At 61.9% G+C, this 15,677-nt stretch carries 13 protein-coding genes; 10 read left to right on the plus strand and 3 right to left on the minus strand.

Translation table 11 applies throughout. The annotated features are described in order from the left end of the window. Window positions 1-18: 18 nt before the first annotated feature. Window positions 19-1,092 carry a YeiH family protein gene (locus C2L71_RS01385; protein WP_103263992.1) on the minus strand — a complete coding sequence of 358 codons (1,074 nt, stop codon included), beginning with the start codon at window positions 1,090-1,092 and terminating at the stop codon, window positions 19-21. Between the two features lie 263 nt (window positions 1,093-1,355). Here C2L71_RS01385 and uvrB point away from each other — a divergent pair, with 263 nt between their 5' ends. The 7 genes from uvrB (at window position 1,356) to C2L71_RS01420 (ending at window position 10,857) form a co-directional block, all read left to right on the plus strand. Beyond that, window positions 1,356-3,506: an excinuclease ABC subunit UvrB gene (uvrB, locus tag C2L71_RS01390; RefSeq protein WP_103263993.1), complete on the plus strand. Its 2,151-nt coding sequence runs from the start codon at window positions 1,356-1,358 to the stop codon at window positions 3,504-3,506. A 66-nt stretch (window positions 3,507-3,572) separates the two neighbouring features. Next, complete coding sequence (locus C2L71_RS01395; RefSeq protein WP_103263994.1) at window positions 3,573-4,490, plus strand: LysR family transcriptional regulator; 918 nt, start codon at window positions 3,573-3,575, stop codon at window positions 4,488-4,490. A 187-nt stretch (window positions 4,491-4,677) separates the two neighbouring features. Continuing rightward, window positions 4,678-7,371 carry a molybdopterin-dependent oxidoreductase gene (locus C2L71_RS01400; RefSeq protein WP_103263995.1) on the plus strand — a complete coding sequence of 898 codons (2,694 nt, stop codon included), beginning with the start codon at window positions 4,678-4,680 and terminating at the stop codon, window positions 7,369-7,371. A gap of 3 nt (window positions 7,372-7,374) precedes the next feature. Further along, window positions 7,375-7,974: a 4Fe-4S dicluster domain-containing protein gene (locus C2L71_RS01405; protein WP_103263996.1), complete on the plus strand. Its 600-nt coding sequence runs from the start codon at window positions 7,375-7,377 to the stop codon at window positions 7,972-7,974. A 10-nt stretch (window positions 7,975-7,984) separates the two neighbouring features. After that, window positions 7,985-9,073 carry an NrfD/PsrC family molybdoenzyme membrane anchor subunit gene (gene nrfD, locus C2L71_RS01410; RefSeq protein ID WP_103263997.1) on the plus strand — a complete coding sequence of 363 codons (1,089 nt, stop codon included), beginning with the start codon at window positions 7,985-7,987 and terminating at the stop codon, window positions 9,071-9,073. 130 nt (window positions 9,074-9,203) lie between these two features. Next, window positions 9,204-9,842, plus strand: coding sequence for a TorD/DmsD family molecular chaperone (locus C2L71_RS01415; protein WP_157938913.1), 639 nt, complete (start codon window positions 9,204-9,206; stop codon window positions 9,840-9,842). Between the two features lie 109 nt (window positions 9,843-9,951). Beyond that, entirely contained in the window at window positions 9,952-10,857 is a 906-nt protein-coding gene (locus tag C2L71_RS01420; RefSeq protein WP_103263999.1) for an ankyrin repeat domain-containing protein, read from the plus strand. 95 nt (window positions 10,858-10,952) lie between these two features. Here the strand turns inward: C2L71_RS01420 and C2L71_RS01425 are convergent, their stop codons facing one another. After that, window positions 10,953-11,714: a class I SAM-dependent methyltransferase gene (locus C2L71_RS01425; protein ID WP_204600441.1), complete on the minus strand. Its 762-nt coding sequence runs from the start codon at window positions 11,712-11,714 to the stop codon at window positions 10,953-10,955. 31 nt (window positions 11,715-11,745) lie between these two features. Further along, on the minus strand, window positions 11,746-13,041 hold the full coding sequence (locus C2L71_RS01430; RefSeq protein WP_103264000.1) for an MFS transporter: 1,296 nt from the start codon (window positions 13,039-13,041) through the stop codon (window positions 11,746-11,748). A 327-nt stretch (window positions 13,042-13,368) separates the two neighbouring features. Here C2L71_RS01430 and nrfD (C2L71_RS01435) point away from each other — a divergent pair, with 327 nt between their 5' ends. The 3 genes from nrfD (C2L71_RS01435) to C2L71_RS01445 are packed head-to-tail and all read left to right on the plus strand — an operon-like array spanning window position 13,369 to window position 15,660. Next, window positions 13,369-14,241: an NrfD/PsrC family molybdoenzyme membrane anchor subunit gene (gene nrfD, locus C2L71_RS01435; RefSeq protein ID WP_157938914.1), complete on the plus strand. Its 873-nt coding sequence runs from the start codon at window positions 13,369-13,371 to the stop codon at window positions 14,239-14,241. Between the two features lie 51 nt (window positions 14,242-14,292). After that, window positions 14,293-14,709 (plus strand): GntR family transcriptional regulator, encoded by a 417-nt coding sequence (locus C2L71_RS01440; RefSeq protein ID WP_103264002.1) that lies wholly within the window; start codon window positions 14,293-14,295, stop codon window positions 14,707-14,709. Window positions 14,710-14,712: 3 nt separating this feature from the next. After that, window positions 14,713-15,660 (plus strand): slipin family protein, encoded by a 948-nt coding sequence (locus tag C2L71_RS01445; protein WP_103264003.1) that lies wholly within the window; start codon window positions 14,713-14,715, stop codon window positions 15,658-15,660. The last annotated feature ends 17 nt before the right edge of the window (window positions 15,661-15,677 follow it).

The raw sequence follows: 15,677 nt of genomic DNA on the forward strand, positions 1-15,677 counted from the left end.
CGATATTCGATGTTCCGGCTACCACAGCCCGAGGACGTGCTGCATCCCCAGGCTGACGGCGGCTATGGCGATCCAGCAGCAAAGCCCCATAAAGATGGGCTTGCCGCCGGTTTTCACCAGATGCACAATATCGGTGTTCAGACCGATGGCCGCCATGGCCATGACTATGAAGAATTTCGACAGCGTCTTGAGCGGCTCGAACAGCATCATGTCGACGCCGGCAGCTGCAGCGAGCGTCGTGATGACGGATGCGAGTAGGAACAGCACGATGAATGCTGGCAGCGCACGGCGCAAACTAAACCCGCCAAGTTTGCCCGAGGGCATGACCACATTGTGCTGCTGCGCCTCGAGTGCGGCTGGATCGCGACGCTCGCGTCGTGCCACCCAGATACCGAGTACGAGCGTGATGGGGATGATGGCGAGCGTGCGCGTGAGCTTCACAATGGTGGCCTGATCGAGCGCATTCGATCCCGGATGCATGCCGTCCCACGCGGCGGCAGCGGCTGTGACCGAAGAAGTGTCGTTTACCGCGGTGCCGGCGAACAGGCCGAAGCCTTCGTTCGACATACCGAGCGCACCTCCGAGTGAGGGGAAGATGAGCGCTGCCAGCACGTTGAACAGGAAGATGACAGAAATGGCCTGAGCGACGTCTTTGTCGTCGGCCTTGATGACCGGCGCGGTGGCCGCGATGGCTGAGCCTCCGCAGATGGACGATCCCACGCCGATGAGCGTCGACGTTTCCGACGGCATGTGCAGCACTGAATGGAGCGCGAACGCAACGATGAGCGCCGTGGCGACCGTGGCGCCGATGATGGGAAGCGACATCATGCCCACCTGGGCAATCTGAGCAAGGTTCAGACCGAAGCCTAGCAACACGACGGCGGCCTGCAGCACCTTCTTTCCGGTGAACGCGATGCCGTGCTGCACGGATCCGCGCGTAGGCTGCTTCCAGAACACGGCCAGAGCCATGCCGGCCACGATGGCGAACACGGGCCCGCCGATGAGGGGAAGCGCTTGCCCGGCGAACCAGCACGGCAGGGCTATGGCCAGGCATACGACCACGCCGGGGAGGTGCTTCTTGATTGTGCTCATGCCGGTTCCTTTTTGTCTGTCCGCCGCCGACGGCGATCGAGTATACCACGGCATGCCGGTACGCCTCGAACAGGGTGGAGAATCGATATCGATTTAAGATGGAGCGCACGTCGGGCGAGCGACAACTCACGTTGGATCAGCGATGGGACCGGTGCAGGCTTGTCGCGGAAGCTTCCCGCTCCTTACGGTTTTATCACGAACATATGTTCATGTCAGGTCGGCTGTGCTACACTGGTTCCCTTACCTATGCGGGAAGGAGCAGCATGGCGCATCTCTCTAACATCGATGGTCTTGAAATGGAGGGCAAGCTGCCGGAGGTGCGGCTGGCAACGACGCCTCTCAAGGTGGTGTCGCCCTACGAGCCGTCGGGCGACCAGCCGCAGGCCATCGAGAAGCTGGCCCGCGGGGTCGAGGACGGCCTGCGCTACCAGACGCTCCTGGGCGTGACGGGCTCGGGCAAGACGTTCACCATGGCCAAGACCATCGAGGCCGTGCAGAAGCCCACGCTGGTCATGGCGCCGAACAAGACGCTCGCGGCCCAGCTGGCCAGCGAGCTGAAGGAGTTCTTCCCGAACAACTCCGTGGTGTACTTCGTGTCGTATTACGACTACTACCAGCCCGAGGCCTACGTGCCCTCGTCCGACACGTTCATCGAGAAGGACGCCTCCATCAACGAGGAAGTGGAGAAGCTGCGCCATGCGGCCACGTCGGCCCTGCTCTCGCGGCGCGACTGCATCGTGGTGGCCTCGGTGTCGTGCATCTACGGCATCGGCTCGCCCATGGACTATGCCGGCATGGCGGTGTTCGTGGACAAGCAGAAGGAGATGGACCGCGACGACGTCATCCACGAGCTCATCGACATCCAGTACGACCGCAACGACTACGAGCTGAAGCGCGGCACGTTCCGCGTGCGCGGCGACAACCTGGACGTGTTCCCGCCCTATGCGGACAACCCGTTGCGCATCGAGTTCTGGGGCGACGAGATAGAGCGCATTGCGGAAGTGGACAACGTCACGGGCGAGGTGGTGAACGAGTTCGAGGCGCTGCCCATCTGGCCCGCGTCGCACTACGTGGCCACGCGCCCGAAGATGGACCGCGCGCTCGGCACCATCCGCGACGAGCTGCGCGAGCGCCTGCAGCAGTTCAAGGAGGAGGGCAAGCTGCTCGAGGCGCAGCGTTTGGAGATGCGCACGAACTACGATCTGGAGATGATGGAGACGATGGGCTTCTGCTCCGGCATCGAGAACTACTCGCGCCACATCGACGGGCGCTCGCCGGGCGAGCCGCCCTACACGCTCATCGACTACTTCCCGAAGGACTTCCTCTGCATCATCGACGAGAGCCACGTGACGGTGCCGCAGATCCGCGGCATGCACGAGGGCGACCGCTCGCGCAAGATCACGCTGGCCGAGCACGGGTTCCGCCTGCCCAGCTGCCTGGACAACCGCCCTTTGCGCTTCGACGAGTTCGAAGAGCGCATTCCGCAGTTCGTGTACGTGTCGGCCACGCCGGGCGACTACGAGCAGAAGGTGTCGCAGCAGCAGGTGGAGCAGATCATCCGCCCGACCGGCCTGCTGGACCCCGAGATCATCGTGCGCGGGAGCGCCTCCCAGATCGACGACATCATCGACGAGTCCAAGGACCGTGCCGCCCGCGACGAGCGCGTGCTCATTACCACCCTCACGAAGAAGATGGCGGAGGATTTGACCGACCACTTGCTTGACCAGGGCGTGAAGGCGCGTTACATGCACTCGGACATCGCCACGCTCGAACGCGTGGAGATCCTGCGCGAGCTGCGCCAGGGCAAGTTCGACGTGCTCGTGGGCATCAACCTGCTGCGCGAGGGCCTGGATTTGCCCGAGGTCTCGCTCGTGGCCATCCTCGATGCCGACAAGGAGGGGTTCCTGCGCAACCACCGCTCGCTCATCCAGACCATCGGCCGCGCCGCCCGCAACGTGTCGGGCCAGGTCATCATGTACGCCGACAAGATGACCGACTCCATGGCGCTTGCCATCGACGAGACGAAGCGCCGCCGCTCCATACAGATGCAGTACAACGAGGACCACGGCATAGAGCCGCAGACCATCCGCAAGGCCATCAACGACATCATGGACTACGTGACCGACGAGGTGGGCAACACCACGGCCGAGCAGGTGAACGCCGAGCTGGCCGCGCTCTCGCGCGAGGAGGTGCTGCGCATCATAGCCTCCATGGAGGACGAGATGGCCTCGGCGTCCCAGAGCATGGACTACGAGGAGGCGGCCCGCCTGCGCGACCAAGTGGTGAAGCTGCGCGCGAGTGTGGAGGGTTCAAGCGAGGAGGACGTGCTGAAAGATCTGAAGAAGGGCGCCCGCAAGGGCAGCGCCTTCGGCAACCGCAAGAACGCTGCCTACGGGAGCAGCCGAAGGTCATAGGGGCTCAATCGGCCTCGCGTGGTAGAATCATCAAACTTGCACGATCGCAGGGGAGGCGATTCGAGTATGAGAATCGAGCAGCTGCGCTATTTCATCGATGTGGCCCAAACGCAATCACTTACGAGGTCAGCGAGCAATCTGTTCATTTCGCCGCAGGGACTGAGTCAGGCGATAACCGCTCTCGAGAAGGAATGCGGCATGACGTTCTTCGAGCGTTCGAAGAACGGGCTCGTGCTCAACGATAAGGGTTCGGCGCTGCGTGAGTTGGCGATCGATCTGTGCGCGCGGGTTGACACGTTCAACCTCAACGTTGCCCAACTGGCAGACGTTCGAACGGAGCTGGGGAAAGAGGCGTTCTCGCTCTACCTGCCCCCGCTGATCATCTTAGGCGATGCGCTTGCACCCTTAATGGATGAGCTCGAACACGCGTTTTCCTCCGTCGACTTTTCGGTGTCCGAGAAGAATTTGGACGACGTGCCCGCCCGGTGCCCGAGCCTTATGGAGGGGGGCAACTGCGTGGCTCTCGCAAACGTCCCGGATTTCCGGGAGGGAGAGCTGGCCGATCTCGTCGGCTTCTGCACTGATTGCTTTCTTGAGATGCCTATCGTCGCGAAGATCCATCGCTCATCGCCGCTTGCGGGCAAGCGCTATCTGACGAAACAAGAGCTATCGACGCTGCCTCTGGTTTGCTTCAACGAGCCAGTGATGGAGTCGGTCATCATGGAGCTGGTACGGGAATTCGGAGAGCCTCACATCGTTTTGAAGGGTTCGACCGGTGCGATGCTCCAGGTGCGCAAAGACGCCGTGGCGGTGTCGGTCGGCCTCCTTCCTCCCTCGGACGAAACCATCTCCATTCCCATTTCAGACCCGATGCTGCTCAGGATAGTCGCCGTCTATCCTGAGGACCTGCCCGCCAAAAGCCTCGACCTCATCGCCGCCATCAAGCGGTTCTTCGTCGATCGCTACCCCCAGTATCAAAAGTAACTCTAGGTTTCAGCACAGCACGGCAAAACGCTGGATTCTGCCGTCTGTCTGCGGCGTCGCCCGTGCGTCAAGCTGTGCTTTACGACGCTCGAATAAGCTGTTTATGGCCAGGACTCCCGTATGGCTCCACACTGCAAAGTGCGTGCAGAGGTGCGCGCATGAAGCGAGAGACGTACAAGGAGGATGTATGGATGCAGCGAAGGTTGTTCCAGCAACCACCCGGCGAACGTTCCTGAAGGGCGGCGCGGCGCTCGCTGCGGCGCTTGCCATCGGAGCCCATGTCGCACCGGGAAAAGCCGAAGCGCTCACCGAATCCGAAGGGGGAGGCAAGGAGGGAGGAACGTGGGTCACATCGTTCTGCGGCACGTGCATTTGGACTAACTGCGGGCTTGAGGTGAAGGTTATCGACGGCGTTGCCGTGGAGGTTCGCGGCAACAAGGATCACCCGTCGAACAAGGGCACTATGTGCCCGCGCGGCGCGGCCCAGCTGATGAACCTGTACAACCCGTACCGGTTCAAGGCGCCGGTGAAGCGTACGAACCCAGAAAAGGGGCTTGATGTGGATCCGGGTTGGCAGGAAATATCCTGGGACGAGGCCAAGGGCATCATCTTCGAGAAAATGGCGGCCGTGCGTGACACCGACCCTCGAAGGCTTATGTTCATGTACGGGTTTGGCGATACGCTGCACGAAGGTCCGTTCACCAAGCTGTTCACGGGCATTTTCGGAACGCCGAACTATGCGATGAGCGCTGGTCCTTTGTGCGAGGTGCACCATGCCCCGCAGCTGTTTAACAATACGTTCGTTGACCGCATTGACGTAGGGTATTGCAACTACCTCATCACGCTGGGCCGCAACATGGGCGCCCAGGCGGCGTTTGCGAGTGGACCTGCGCGCGCCATGGCCGATGCGTGGAAGCGCGGCATGAAGACCGTTGTGGTGGATCCGCACTCCAACGTGGAGGCGTCCCATGGCGAATGGCTGCCCATCACGCCCGGCGGCGACATGGCATTCGTCATGTCCATGGCCAACGTGCTTTTGCACGAGCTGGACGTCTATGATGCGGTATATCTGCGCGATCGCACGAACGCCCCGTACCTGATCCAGGACGATCTGGACTACGCGCGGGATGCCGGTACGGGAAAACCGCTTGTGTGGGATGTCTCGGCGGGCGGAGCCAAGACCTATGACGACGAGACGTTGGGCGAGCTTGCGCTCACCGGCTCCTACACCGTCAACGGTCAACCGGTCGAACCCGCATTCGAGAAAATCAAGGCCAGCGTGAAGGATGCCACGCCCGAGTGGGCAGCCGAAAAGACCGGCATCGCCGCTGAAACCATCCGTCGCATAACAGCGGAGTTCGCCGAGGAAGCGCGCATCGGATCCATCATCGTCATCGACGGCGTGGAGCTTCCCTATCGGCCCGTGTGCATTGCGACCGGTCGCGGCGCCGCCAACACCATGCAGGGCATGCGCACCTATTACGTCGCCGACCTCGTGAACGCCCTGGTGGGGGCAATCGGGGTTCCAGGGTCCGTCATTCATGCGGATGGGCCGAAGTTCGTTGTGGAGGACGGCGTGATCCACGATGTCCTCATGGCGGAAACATTCCTTCCCGCCTACGATGCCGGATTCTCCATTCCCTTCAAAGACCTGACGGGCAAGCAGTTCTCCGCCCTGGCGAAGTTCCCTATCCTGACCACGACGATGGGCGCCATCGTCGACCCCCAGAAGTACTTCGTGGACTACGACATCGACGTCATGTTCCCCATCGGGGCGAACCCGTTCATGGCCGATTCCAGCCGGGACTTGTGTGTGGCGGCATTCCAGAAGGTTCCTTTCACCTGGACGGTCGGCTACAACATGGACGAGACGTCCATGTTTTGCGATGTCGTACTGCCCGAACACTCGAGCCTCGAGCGTCAGCAGATCCGCCCGGTCGACGAAACCATGACCGTGGGCCGCGACACCATCGCGCTGGCAGGCGTGAACTACAAGGAGTCGCCCGTCGAGCATGTTTACGACACCTGCCAGTACGAGGACATCATCATGGAGATGGCGTATTACCTGGGATATGGTCCGAAGCTTAACGCTATGACCAGTGGGTTCTTCAAATTGGTCGGGACGGAGTTCGCGCTCGACCCTGCAAAAGAATACACCTATGCCGAGATCATCGAGAACTACCTGCAGAGCATCGCCGGCAACGGGAAAGGTATCGATTGGTTCCGTGAGCACGGCTTTTACACCTATAAGGTGCCCATCGAGGAATGCTACGACTACGTGGCCCAATCTGTTGGTCGCGTGCCCGTATACAACTGGCGTGACTTCATGGTGGGGAGACACCTCAAGGCGAACTGCGAGAAGTGGGGCGTGGAGCAACCCGGGTGGGAGGGCCGGATGGGAGAAGTGTACGCCGAGTACACGCCGCTGCCCGAGTGGCACGACAACTTCCTGACCGATCCTTCGGACGAGTTCGATCTGTTCGCGGTGAACTGGAAAATCAGCCCGCGCATTTTAGGTCTGGGCGGCCAGGACGAGAATCCATGGCTGCGCGAGGTGGTGGAGAACCTCGAGTTCGACGATCTGCGCATCCAGATCAATCCGGCGGCTGCCGAAGAGCGGGGCCTGCGGGACGGCGACCGCGTCATCGTTGAATCGCAGCACGGTGGCTCGACCGAAGGCGTGTTGAAGGTGACCGGCCTCATGCAGCGCAACTCGCTCGGCTTTCCCGCGCAGGGCGGGCATGTGGCACCTTTCATGAACCCCACGGCTCGGCGTGGCACCACGTACAACCAGCTCTTGTCGGCAGACGACGGCAAATACTTCCCCGAAAGCGGCTCGATATCCATCGCTGCTCGCGTGAAGATTCGGAAGGCGGAATAGGCTATGCGCTACGGAATGATTATCGACTTGGGGCGCTGCATCGGATGCAACGCCTGCACTATCGCCTGCAAACAGAAGAACGCCACGCTTCCCGGAGTGTTCTGGTGCAAGGTGGGCGTGAGCGAGGAAGGGTCCTATCCGCACGCATATAAGAAGATCATGCCCACGCTGTGCAATCATTGCGAGAATCCCACGTGCGTGCATGTATGCCCGACGGGAGCAAGCTACAAGCGGGACGACGGCATCGTGCTGGTTGACAAGGACAAGTGCATCGGCTGCCGCTATTGCATGGCCGCCTGCCCCTACGAGGCGCGCACGTTCGATTTCGGCGACCGCACAGGCTACTTTCCGGAGCGGGGAAACAACGCCTATGAGGACGCGACGGCGTATAAGCACGTCAAGGGCACCGTAAGCAAATGCATCCTGTGTGCCGACAAGATTGACGAAGGCGACATCCCAGCGTGCGCGCGCGTCTGCCCCACAGGCGCGCGTATATTCGGCGACTTGGACAGCGAGGAAATGCAGGCGCTTGTCAAAGAGGGTGCTTACCAGCCACGTCCTGACGAACGGACCAACCCGTCCGTCTACTATCTGCCAAAATAGGGGGAAAGACATGCTAGCCAACACATCGAAAAAAGAAAAGACGGTGCTGATCGCCGCCGCCGTACTGGCTGTCGTCGGCATCGGAGCCTGGGTATGCCAACTGATGCAGGGCATGCGGGTGACCGGGCTTGACAATACAATCATCTGGGGCCTTGCGATTGCGGTGTTCTTCGCGATCATCGCAGCCGGAGCCGGTCTTCTCATGCTGTGCGGGCTGTCAGAGTATCTCGGCTTCATGAATGACACGCAACGCACGCAGGGCATTGCGTTCTCCCTCGCCGCCATGGCGACGGGCGGGGTGCTGATCATCATGGATCTGGGCAATCCCGCGCAGTTTCTGTACCTCATAGGATCGTTCAACTTCACGTCGTTTACCGTGCTTGATTTCTGGTTTCTCACGCTGACGATGGTTGCGGCCGTCGTGTACCTCATCATGGCGCGAGCCAGCATGTCCACGAAGGCCGTGGGTACGATTGCCGCCGTGCTTGGCGTTGGTCTCATCGTGGTCGAGGGTATCCTGCTGGCAAACAATACGTCGCATCATCTGTGGGCTTCGCCCATGTCGGTCGTGTCTTTCCTGGTCGGCGCGTTTCTTGGCGGCAGCGCGCTTCTGGCCGTGATCGCCCCTGAGCACAAGAAGGTGTTCATGGTCGCTTTGGTGACGAGCGCGCTGGTGACGTTCGCTGAAGTGGGCACGAGCCTGGTTGCTGGCACGGACTTGGCCCGCAGTACCATGCAGTCGGTGGTTGCCGGCCCGTTCGCCCCGTACTTCTATTTCCAGCTTGTCATTGGCATTGTTGTGCCTTTTGCGCTCCTGGTTAAGACGAATCGCGTTGTGCTGGCGGCCTTGTGCGGCGTCGTGGGCCTGGCAGCGGAGAAGCTCTGGCTTCTGTGCGCAGGAGAAACGGAGATCTGGGTGCAGATGCACCATATCGGACCCCTGCAGGCCACGCAGCAGTTCAGCTATGTTCCCACGCCTGTGGAAGTTGCCATCACGGCGGGCGCGATCGGCATTGGGGTGTTTTTATTCCTGTTCATCAAAAACGCCTTATACAAGACCGCCGACAAATCCATGAGCGATGGAGCGGCGGGTGAGTAGCCTGAGGTCGATGCGGGCCGACGGGTGGGTTCTGCTTGGCCGCCGGCCCGCACGTGCTGACTGATTGACATCCATGAGCTGTCATACGATTGCGTTAAGCCGGCTGTATTCGAATTCGCAAGGAGAAGCGATGACAAAGACGGAGGAAATGACACAGAATCGAGCCTTATGGGAGGGGGTTTCGACGACGTTCGACTTTCTGGCCCAAACGGCCAATACGACTCCTGACGAGGCGTCGATCACCGAACTATTGGCAGCCGTGCGTGCGGTTCCCGATGATGGGGGGACAAGCGGCTGCGAGGCGATGCGACAGTACGCGGACGAATGTGCGAACGTACCGATGAGCCAAGTGGCACGGGAGCTGGCAGTCGATTGGACGCTGCTGTTTCGCGGGATGAACCGTCAGACGGGACCGAAGCCGCCCTATGCTGGCGCATGGCTGTCGAGCGACGGCGTGGGCATCGCGGAGATGTGCGCTGTCAATAAGCACTACGTGATGGCGGGCTTCGGTACGAGCGGGAAGGTGGGTAACCGGCACGACTACTTCGGCATCGAGCTCGAATTCGTCGGACGTATGGCCCGTCGCATCGCCGAAGGCGACGAGCGCGCTGCGGACGCCTTGACGTCATTCCTCGATTCCTCGGTCCTGCCTTGGTTTGGCGCGTTTGTGGCGCAAGCGGCGCAGAAGGGCAAGACGGCGTTTTGGAGAGGATATCTCGAACTTGTCGAGGCCTCGCTCGCAGACGTGCGAGAGCTTCTTGCGGCGTAACCGTCGCGCTTCTTTTCAGGCACTCGCCTGTTCAGGGGAGGCGACCCTCGCGCTTGGGATAGAATGCTGGCAGACGCTTCTGCAGGCACGGGGTCGAAGAGAGGTCGCGATGGGTGGCATATCGGTGCTGGTCATGCTGTCGGTGATGGGGACGCTTGCGATTGTCATCTTGGGCGTCGTGTTTGTTGCGCTGGCGATGTTCGTGGCGGCTACCATCGTGGGCATCGTGTTCGCGTGCCGTACGAAAACACGTCGTGAACAGGGAAAGAAGCTCAAGGGACTCATTGCCATCCCCCTTGTGTTGTATGCGCTGAGCATTCCCGTGCTCGTATGGTTTGCGGTCGTCTGGGTGATTCCGCTCGCCGCCGACGTGGAGGGGGATCAATATTATGAATTCTCCCAAGCCATAACCCGCCATGACCCGGCGGGGTTGGAAGCGTGCTTCGAAGCGCATGCCCTCGCATTCGATGAGACGGGCGCCGAGTCGCTCGAAGCGCTTTTGACCTGTGCGGTCGAGTACGGTGATGTCGAGTGCGCTGAGATTGTGCTGCGCGAGGCCGAGGCGGCCGAGAAGTCGATCGATCTGAACGAGCCGCTGCAGCTGTTCTCCATGGACGGAGAACCGTACAACGCTGAGTACACCCTTATCCGCGCGGCCGGCGAGGGTTCCAGCTCGTCCCGTATGTTGGCGCTGCTGCTCGATGCAGGGGCTGATCCGAACGTTTCCAGCTTGCTCGATGCGGACGGCTCTACGGCGCTCCATTTGGTATGCGAGGGAAGCGACATACGATTTTGGGAACCCGATAGCGTGGAAGCGGCCTGCGCCGAGCAAGAGCGGGCGATACGTGTGTTGCTCGCGGCGGGGGCCGACCCTGCGGCGCTTGACCGCAGGGGCGAGACGCCGGGCGACTCGTATGGCGCGTTGATAGAGCGGCTTGTCGAGGAAGGGTCGCTGCCGCGCGAGCGCGCGGACCAGCTGCTCGCTGCGAACGCGTCCGTGTTGAACGTGCCGTAGGCTGATCATGTCCAGGGTGGTTGCGACCAGATGGTGAAGCTGCGCGTGTAGGCGGAAGGCGGCATCGAGCACTGCCGCCTTCCGCGAAGCCGTTGTCAGATCTTCCTGCCAATATAGAAGACGTACCCGTAGTGCCGCCGGTAGCGCGCGTACAGGTCCACCTCGCGCCGGTTTTCCGCGACGAAGGCCTCCACCGCCCCGTCGCCGGGGTACTTCTTCAGCAGCCCCTCGAGGGCGGCCTCTCGCGGGGCGAAGTAGTTGTCTGTCCAGCAAGCCTCCGACAGCGCGAATGAGGCGACGAACGCGTAGCCGCATTGCTGCATGGCCTCGATGTTGCGCTCGACGGGGTCCAGCCTGCTGCCGGCGTCCAGCCAGAAGCGCTCGATGACGGCGGGCCGCTCGTCCGTGAGCCACGAGGGGCAGGTGGCCGCAACGTAGCCGCCGCGCTTGAGGAAGCCGTGCCAATGCGCAAGCCCCCTCTTGAAGCCAATGCTGTCTATGGCGCCTTCCGACCAGATGAGGTCGAGCGACTCCCGGTCGAACGGCAGGTCGTCCATCAGGCCGACGACCCCCTTCACGCGGTCCGCGACGCCGCGCGCCCGGGCGCTCGCGGTCAGCACGTCGATGAACGCGGGGAACATATCCAGTCCGACGACGGTCGCGGCCAGCCGGCTCGCCAGGACCATCGTCTGGGGGCCGGTCCCGCATCCCAGGTCCGCAACCTTCGATATGCGCTCGATGCCGTCGATAAAGCCCAGCGCCTTGAGCGTCGTCTCGGTGCTGCCGGGCCCCTGCCGCTCCAACCCCGCATGGACCTCGACCAGCAGGTTCATGGCGGAGGGTCGTTCGTTGTCCACGATGCCTCCTTCCCTTCGCACGCGGTCGGCGTCAGCCCGCGGCGGTTTCGTCGGCGCCGTCGCGCACGGTGGCCGCCTTGTCGCAATCGAGCGCGCGCACGCTCTTCGGCAGGTATATCACCGCGCCCAGCACAATGCACACCAGGCCGTCCACCACGAAGAAGGGCGCGATGCCGATGCCCTCGGCCAGGACGCCGCCCAGCGCGACGCCCACCGGCGACGCCAAGCCGATGGCCGCCGTGGTGAAGCCCAGCGCGCGCCCCGTTTTCTCGGGCGGCACGTTCTTCTGCACCAGCGTGATGAGCGGGCCGTTGAACCAGGCGCACGCCATGGCCATGACGGCGCACAGCACCGCGAACGCGGGGAACATCTGCGGCGTGAGCAGCCCGCAGACGGACGTGGTCGCGCCCACGATCAGCGCCGCCACGGCCATGAGTCCGGCCAGGCGCCTGCCGCCGCCCCAGGCCATGAGGATGACCGAGCCGATGATCATGCCGATGCCGAAGGTCGCCTCCACGAGCGACGCCATGTACCCGTCGCCGTTGAAATGGTCGTAGGTCATGAGCGGGAACACGGCGCTCAACGGCGCGAACGCCATGAGTCCGATGGTGATGCCCACGATGAGCACCACCAGGCCGCGGGTGGCGGCGAGCGCTCGCCAGCCGTCGAGCATGTTGGCGAGCACGTGCTGGTTGTCGGTGGCCGCGTCGTGCACGGTGGGGATCTTCGCCAGCGCAAGGCCCGCCACGGCCACCAGCGCGCCGAAGAAGTCCAGGAACATGACCGAATGGAATCCCAGGGTGGTGTACAGGAAGATGCCGAACGCCGGCGCGCCGATGCTTGCGATGGACATGAGCAGCTGGTCCATCGTGTTGATGCGCAGCAGGTGCTTCTCGGGCACGAGCAGGGGCATGGCGGCCATCATGGCCGGCCCGTGGAACGACTGCCCCACGCTGCGCACGATGACCATGATCAGGATGAGGCCGAAGGTCACGTGCCCCATGAGGATGACGATGCCCAGCGCAAGTGACACCAGTCCTATTCCCAGGTCGGCCGCGATCATGACGGTTTTGCGGTTGTACTTGTCGGCGATGACGCCGCCGAAGGGCGACAGCAGTCCCTGCGGCAGGTAGGCGCAGATGGTGGCGACGGCAAGCGCCAGCGCGCTTCCGGTGGACTCGGTGATGTACCACACCGCGGCGTATCCGGCGGCGTAGCTGGTCACCATGGAGACGGCTTGGCCGCCCCAGATGACGGCGATCACGGTCAGCCAGCGCTTCGGCAGCGGGCGCCCGGCGGCACTCATGAGCGTGGGAGATTCGGTCATGGAGAACTCCTTGTGTTTCGATGGGGAAGGCGGCCGCGTCGATCGGGCGCGGCATGCATTTCAGTGTGAGGTTGCGGCGGCTGCTCTGCCAGCCATTCTCGTTGGCAATTCGGGCGCAACGAGACGTTGCGCATGGGCAGGCATGCGCGCAGACGTCACCGGTTACAGAAATGCATGAAACATCGAGACAGAGCTCCTTGGAAGACGGCGAAACGGCGATCAGTGTACCATGCGTGCGAACGCTGTCAAGGGAGTGGGTTCATGCGCCCCGGTTTGCGCCGTCGCACGATAAGGGGTTACAATCTCACTTCGGACAAAGGAGGGGAAGTGTCGAGCTCGCTCATCATCGCGTACCTTTTCCTGGGCGGCGCCGGCGCGGGCATGCTCTTCGTCCTGTCGGCTGTAAGCTTCTTCTCGCCGTCGCGAGATCTCGATCTCGACGGGTCGGGCCGCCTGCAGCCGTGGGGATCGTATGCGCGTCTTTACGGCCTCGGGTACTGCGTCTCTTTGGCAATCTGCATAGTCGCGGCGCTGTGTCTCGTGTTCGATATGGCTCGTCCCGACGCGATTCTTGGCCTCATCTTCAATCCGAACGTATCGGTCGTTTCCATCGGCGCCTATGGGCTCGGCCTCTGCATCGCATTGAATGCCGCCCTCGCGATCATATGGCTTTCGCATTTCAGACCGAACATCATGCTCTGTCGCATCGTCTCAGCGCTTGCGATCGTTGCGGCTTGTGTGGTTATGTCGTACACCGGTCTTCTGCTCGGCATCATTCCACATGCGGTCTTCTGGCAGTCGCCGCTGATCGTCGTTCTGTTTGTTCTTTCGTCGCTTTCGTGCGGCATCGCTTTGGTTGTGCTGGCGATGATGGCGTTTCGGCTGCTCGCACCGTTTTGGAACGCTGCGCGTACCGTGCTGTTAGTTGACGGGGTGCTCATCGGGGTCGAATTGATCGTGCTCACCGTCTTCATCGCATCCTCCCAGCAGAGCGCTCCTGAAGCGGTTGAGACGTTGGTGACGGGGGACCTTGCGGCGCTTTTCTGGACGGGGCTCGTGGCGATGGGACTCGTGGTGCCGCTTGCGATGGAGCTTGCTTCGCGCTGGAAGGTGGGGCTGGATGTCCACCCGTGCATTCCCGCCGTGCTCGTTCTCATCGGGGGGCTGTGTTTGAGAATCTGCATCGTCTTCGCAGCTTGATTGTTCGAGCAAGGTTATACTGTGGCGAAACGGCAAGAAGCAAGGAGTGACATGTTCCCCTTCGAGATGGACAACGAAAGCGGTGTGCCGCTGTGGATACAGCTGCGCAACCGCCTCGTCCACCTCATCAACTCCGGTTACTACAAGCCGGGCGATCAGCTTCCCACGGTGCACGCCATGGCTTCCGAGCTGTCCATCAATTACAACACGGTGAACAAGGTGTACGTCAACCTTGCGAACGACGGGTACATCACCTCCATCCGCGGGCGCGGCGCTTTCGTCAACGACTTTGATTCCGATATGAGCCAGGAGCATGCGCAGGCGGTCGAACAAGTGCTCGACGAGTGCATAGCCGCGTGTATGGATCTGGGACTTTCCCTCCAGGATGTGGCGGCCGCCATGCGAAAGCAGATTCGCAAGACCGAGAAAAGCCAGGTGTCCGACAAGACGCCGCCGACAAGGAGCTGACCTATGGGATCGAGCAAGAAAGAGCGTCGCATCAGCAGTGCGGCATCGCATTTCGAGGCGTCTCCGAGCGGGCGACAGGACGTGGCGCTGCAACGCGCCTCGCGCAATGGCATCTACTTCTTCCAGATGGCGCTGTTCTTCATTGCGTTCGGACTCGTCTGCCTTGCCTTCTTCCTGCTTGCGGGCAGCGTTGGCTTCGTGGCTGTCGCCGTCGCTTCGGTTGTCGCGCTGCTGCTGGTTTCGTGCACGCATGTCGCCCAGCAGTGGGAGCGTGTCGTGGTCATGCGCCTCGGTCGGTTCAAGTGCGTCAAAGGCCCGGGCATCTTCTTTACGGTACCGCTGGTTGACTATTGCACTATGCGCGTTGACCAGCGCATTCGGTCAACTGCGTTCGGAGCCGAAGAAACGCTGACGGCCGATCTTGTCCCGCTTGACGTCGATGCCGTGCTGTTTTGGATGGTGCACGATACCGAGAAGGCCTGCACCGTGGTCGACGATTACGAGCTGTTGGTGCTTCAGTCGTCTCAGACCATCCTGCGCGATGCCATCGGCCGCGCGAACGTGGCCGAGGTCACGTCGCGTCGCGAGCAGCTTGACCGCGAGTTGAAGCGCTTGCTGGAAGACAAGGTCGCCCCGTGGGGCGTCACGGTGCTTTCCGTGGAGATCCGCGATATCCTTATGCCCAAGGAGCTGCAAGATGTCATGTCCATGGAGGCCCAGGCCGAGCAGAAGCGCAAGGCTCGCGTGGTGCTCATGGAGGCGGAGCAGGATATCTCCGAGATGATGGGCGGCATCGCCTCGGCGTACGATCAGGACGACAAGGCTATGCAGCTGCGGCAGATGCACCTGCTTTACGAGGGGGTCAAAGAGGGCAGGGGCGCGGTCGTCGTTCCCAGCTCGTGGGGCGATTCCTTCGGCGAACAGGTGGGCAAGGGCATCGCGGGCGAATAGCCGACATGGTAATCGGC

This window comes from Enteroscipio rubneri (assembly GCF_002899715.1).
Lineage (GTDB): Bacteria > Actinomycetota > Coriobacteriia > Coriobacteriales > Eggerthellaceae > Enteroscipio > Enteroscipio rubneri.

What these genes read in the sequence shown, in the direction of transcription:
- C2L71_RS01440 (WP_103264002.1), top strand. Translation starts at nt 14,293, where the DNA reads ATGTTCCCCTTCGAGATGGACAACGAAAGCGGTGTGCCGCTGTGGATA.
- C2L71_RS01385 (WP_103263992.1), bottom strand. Translation starts at nt 1,092, where the DNA reads ATGAGCACAATCAAGAAGCACCTCCCCGGCGTGGTCGTATGCCTGGCC.
- C2L71_RS01445 (WP_103264003.1), top strand. Translation starts at nt 14,713, where the DNA reads ATGGGATCGAGCAAGAAAGAGCGTCGCATCAGCAGTGCGGCATCGCAT.
- C2L71_RS01420 (WP_103263999.1), top strand. Translation starts at nt 9,952, where the DNA reads ATGGGTGGCATATCGGTGCTGGTCATGCTGTCGGTGATGGGGACGCTT.
- C2L71_RS01400 (WP_103263995.1), top strand. Translation starts at nt 4,678, where the DNA reads ATGGATGCAGCGAAGGTTGTTCCAGCAACCACCCGGCGAACGTTCCTG.
- C2L71_RS01430 (WP_103264000.1), bottom strand. Translation starts at nt 13,041, where the DNA reads ATGACCGAATCTCCCACGCTCATGAGTGCCGCCGGGCGCCCGCTGCCG.
- C2L71_RS01415 (WP_157938913.1), top strand. Translation starts at nt 9,204, where the DNA reads ATGACAAAGACGGAGGAAATGACACAGAATCGAGCCTTATGGGAGGGG.
- nrfD (WP_103263997.1), top strand. Translation starts at nt 7,985, where the DNA reads ATGCTAGCCAACACATCGAAAAAAGAAAAGACGGTGCTGATCGCCGCC.
- C2L71_RS01395 (WP_103263994.1), top strand. Translation starts at nt 3,573, where the DNA reads ATGAGAATCGAGCAGCTGCGCTATTTCATCGATGTGGCCCAAACGCAA.
- uvrB (WP_103263993.1), top strand. Translation starts at nt 1,356, where the DNA reads ATGGCGCATCTCTCTAACATCGATGGTCTTGAAATGGAGGGCAAGCTG.
- C2L71_RS01405 (WP_103263996.1), top strand. Translation starts at nt 7,375, where the DNA reads ATGCGCTACGGAATGATTATCGACTTGGGGCGCTGCATCGGATGCAAC.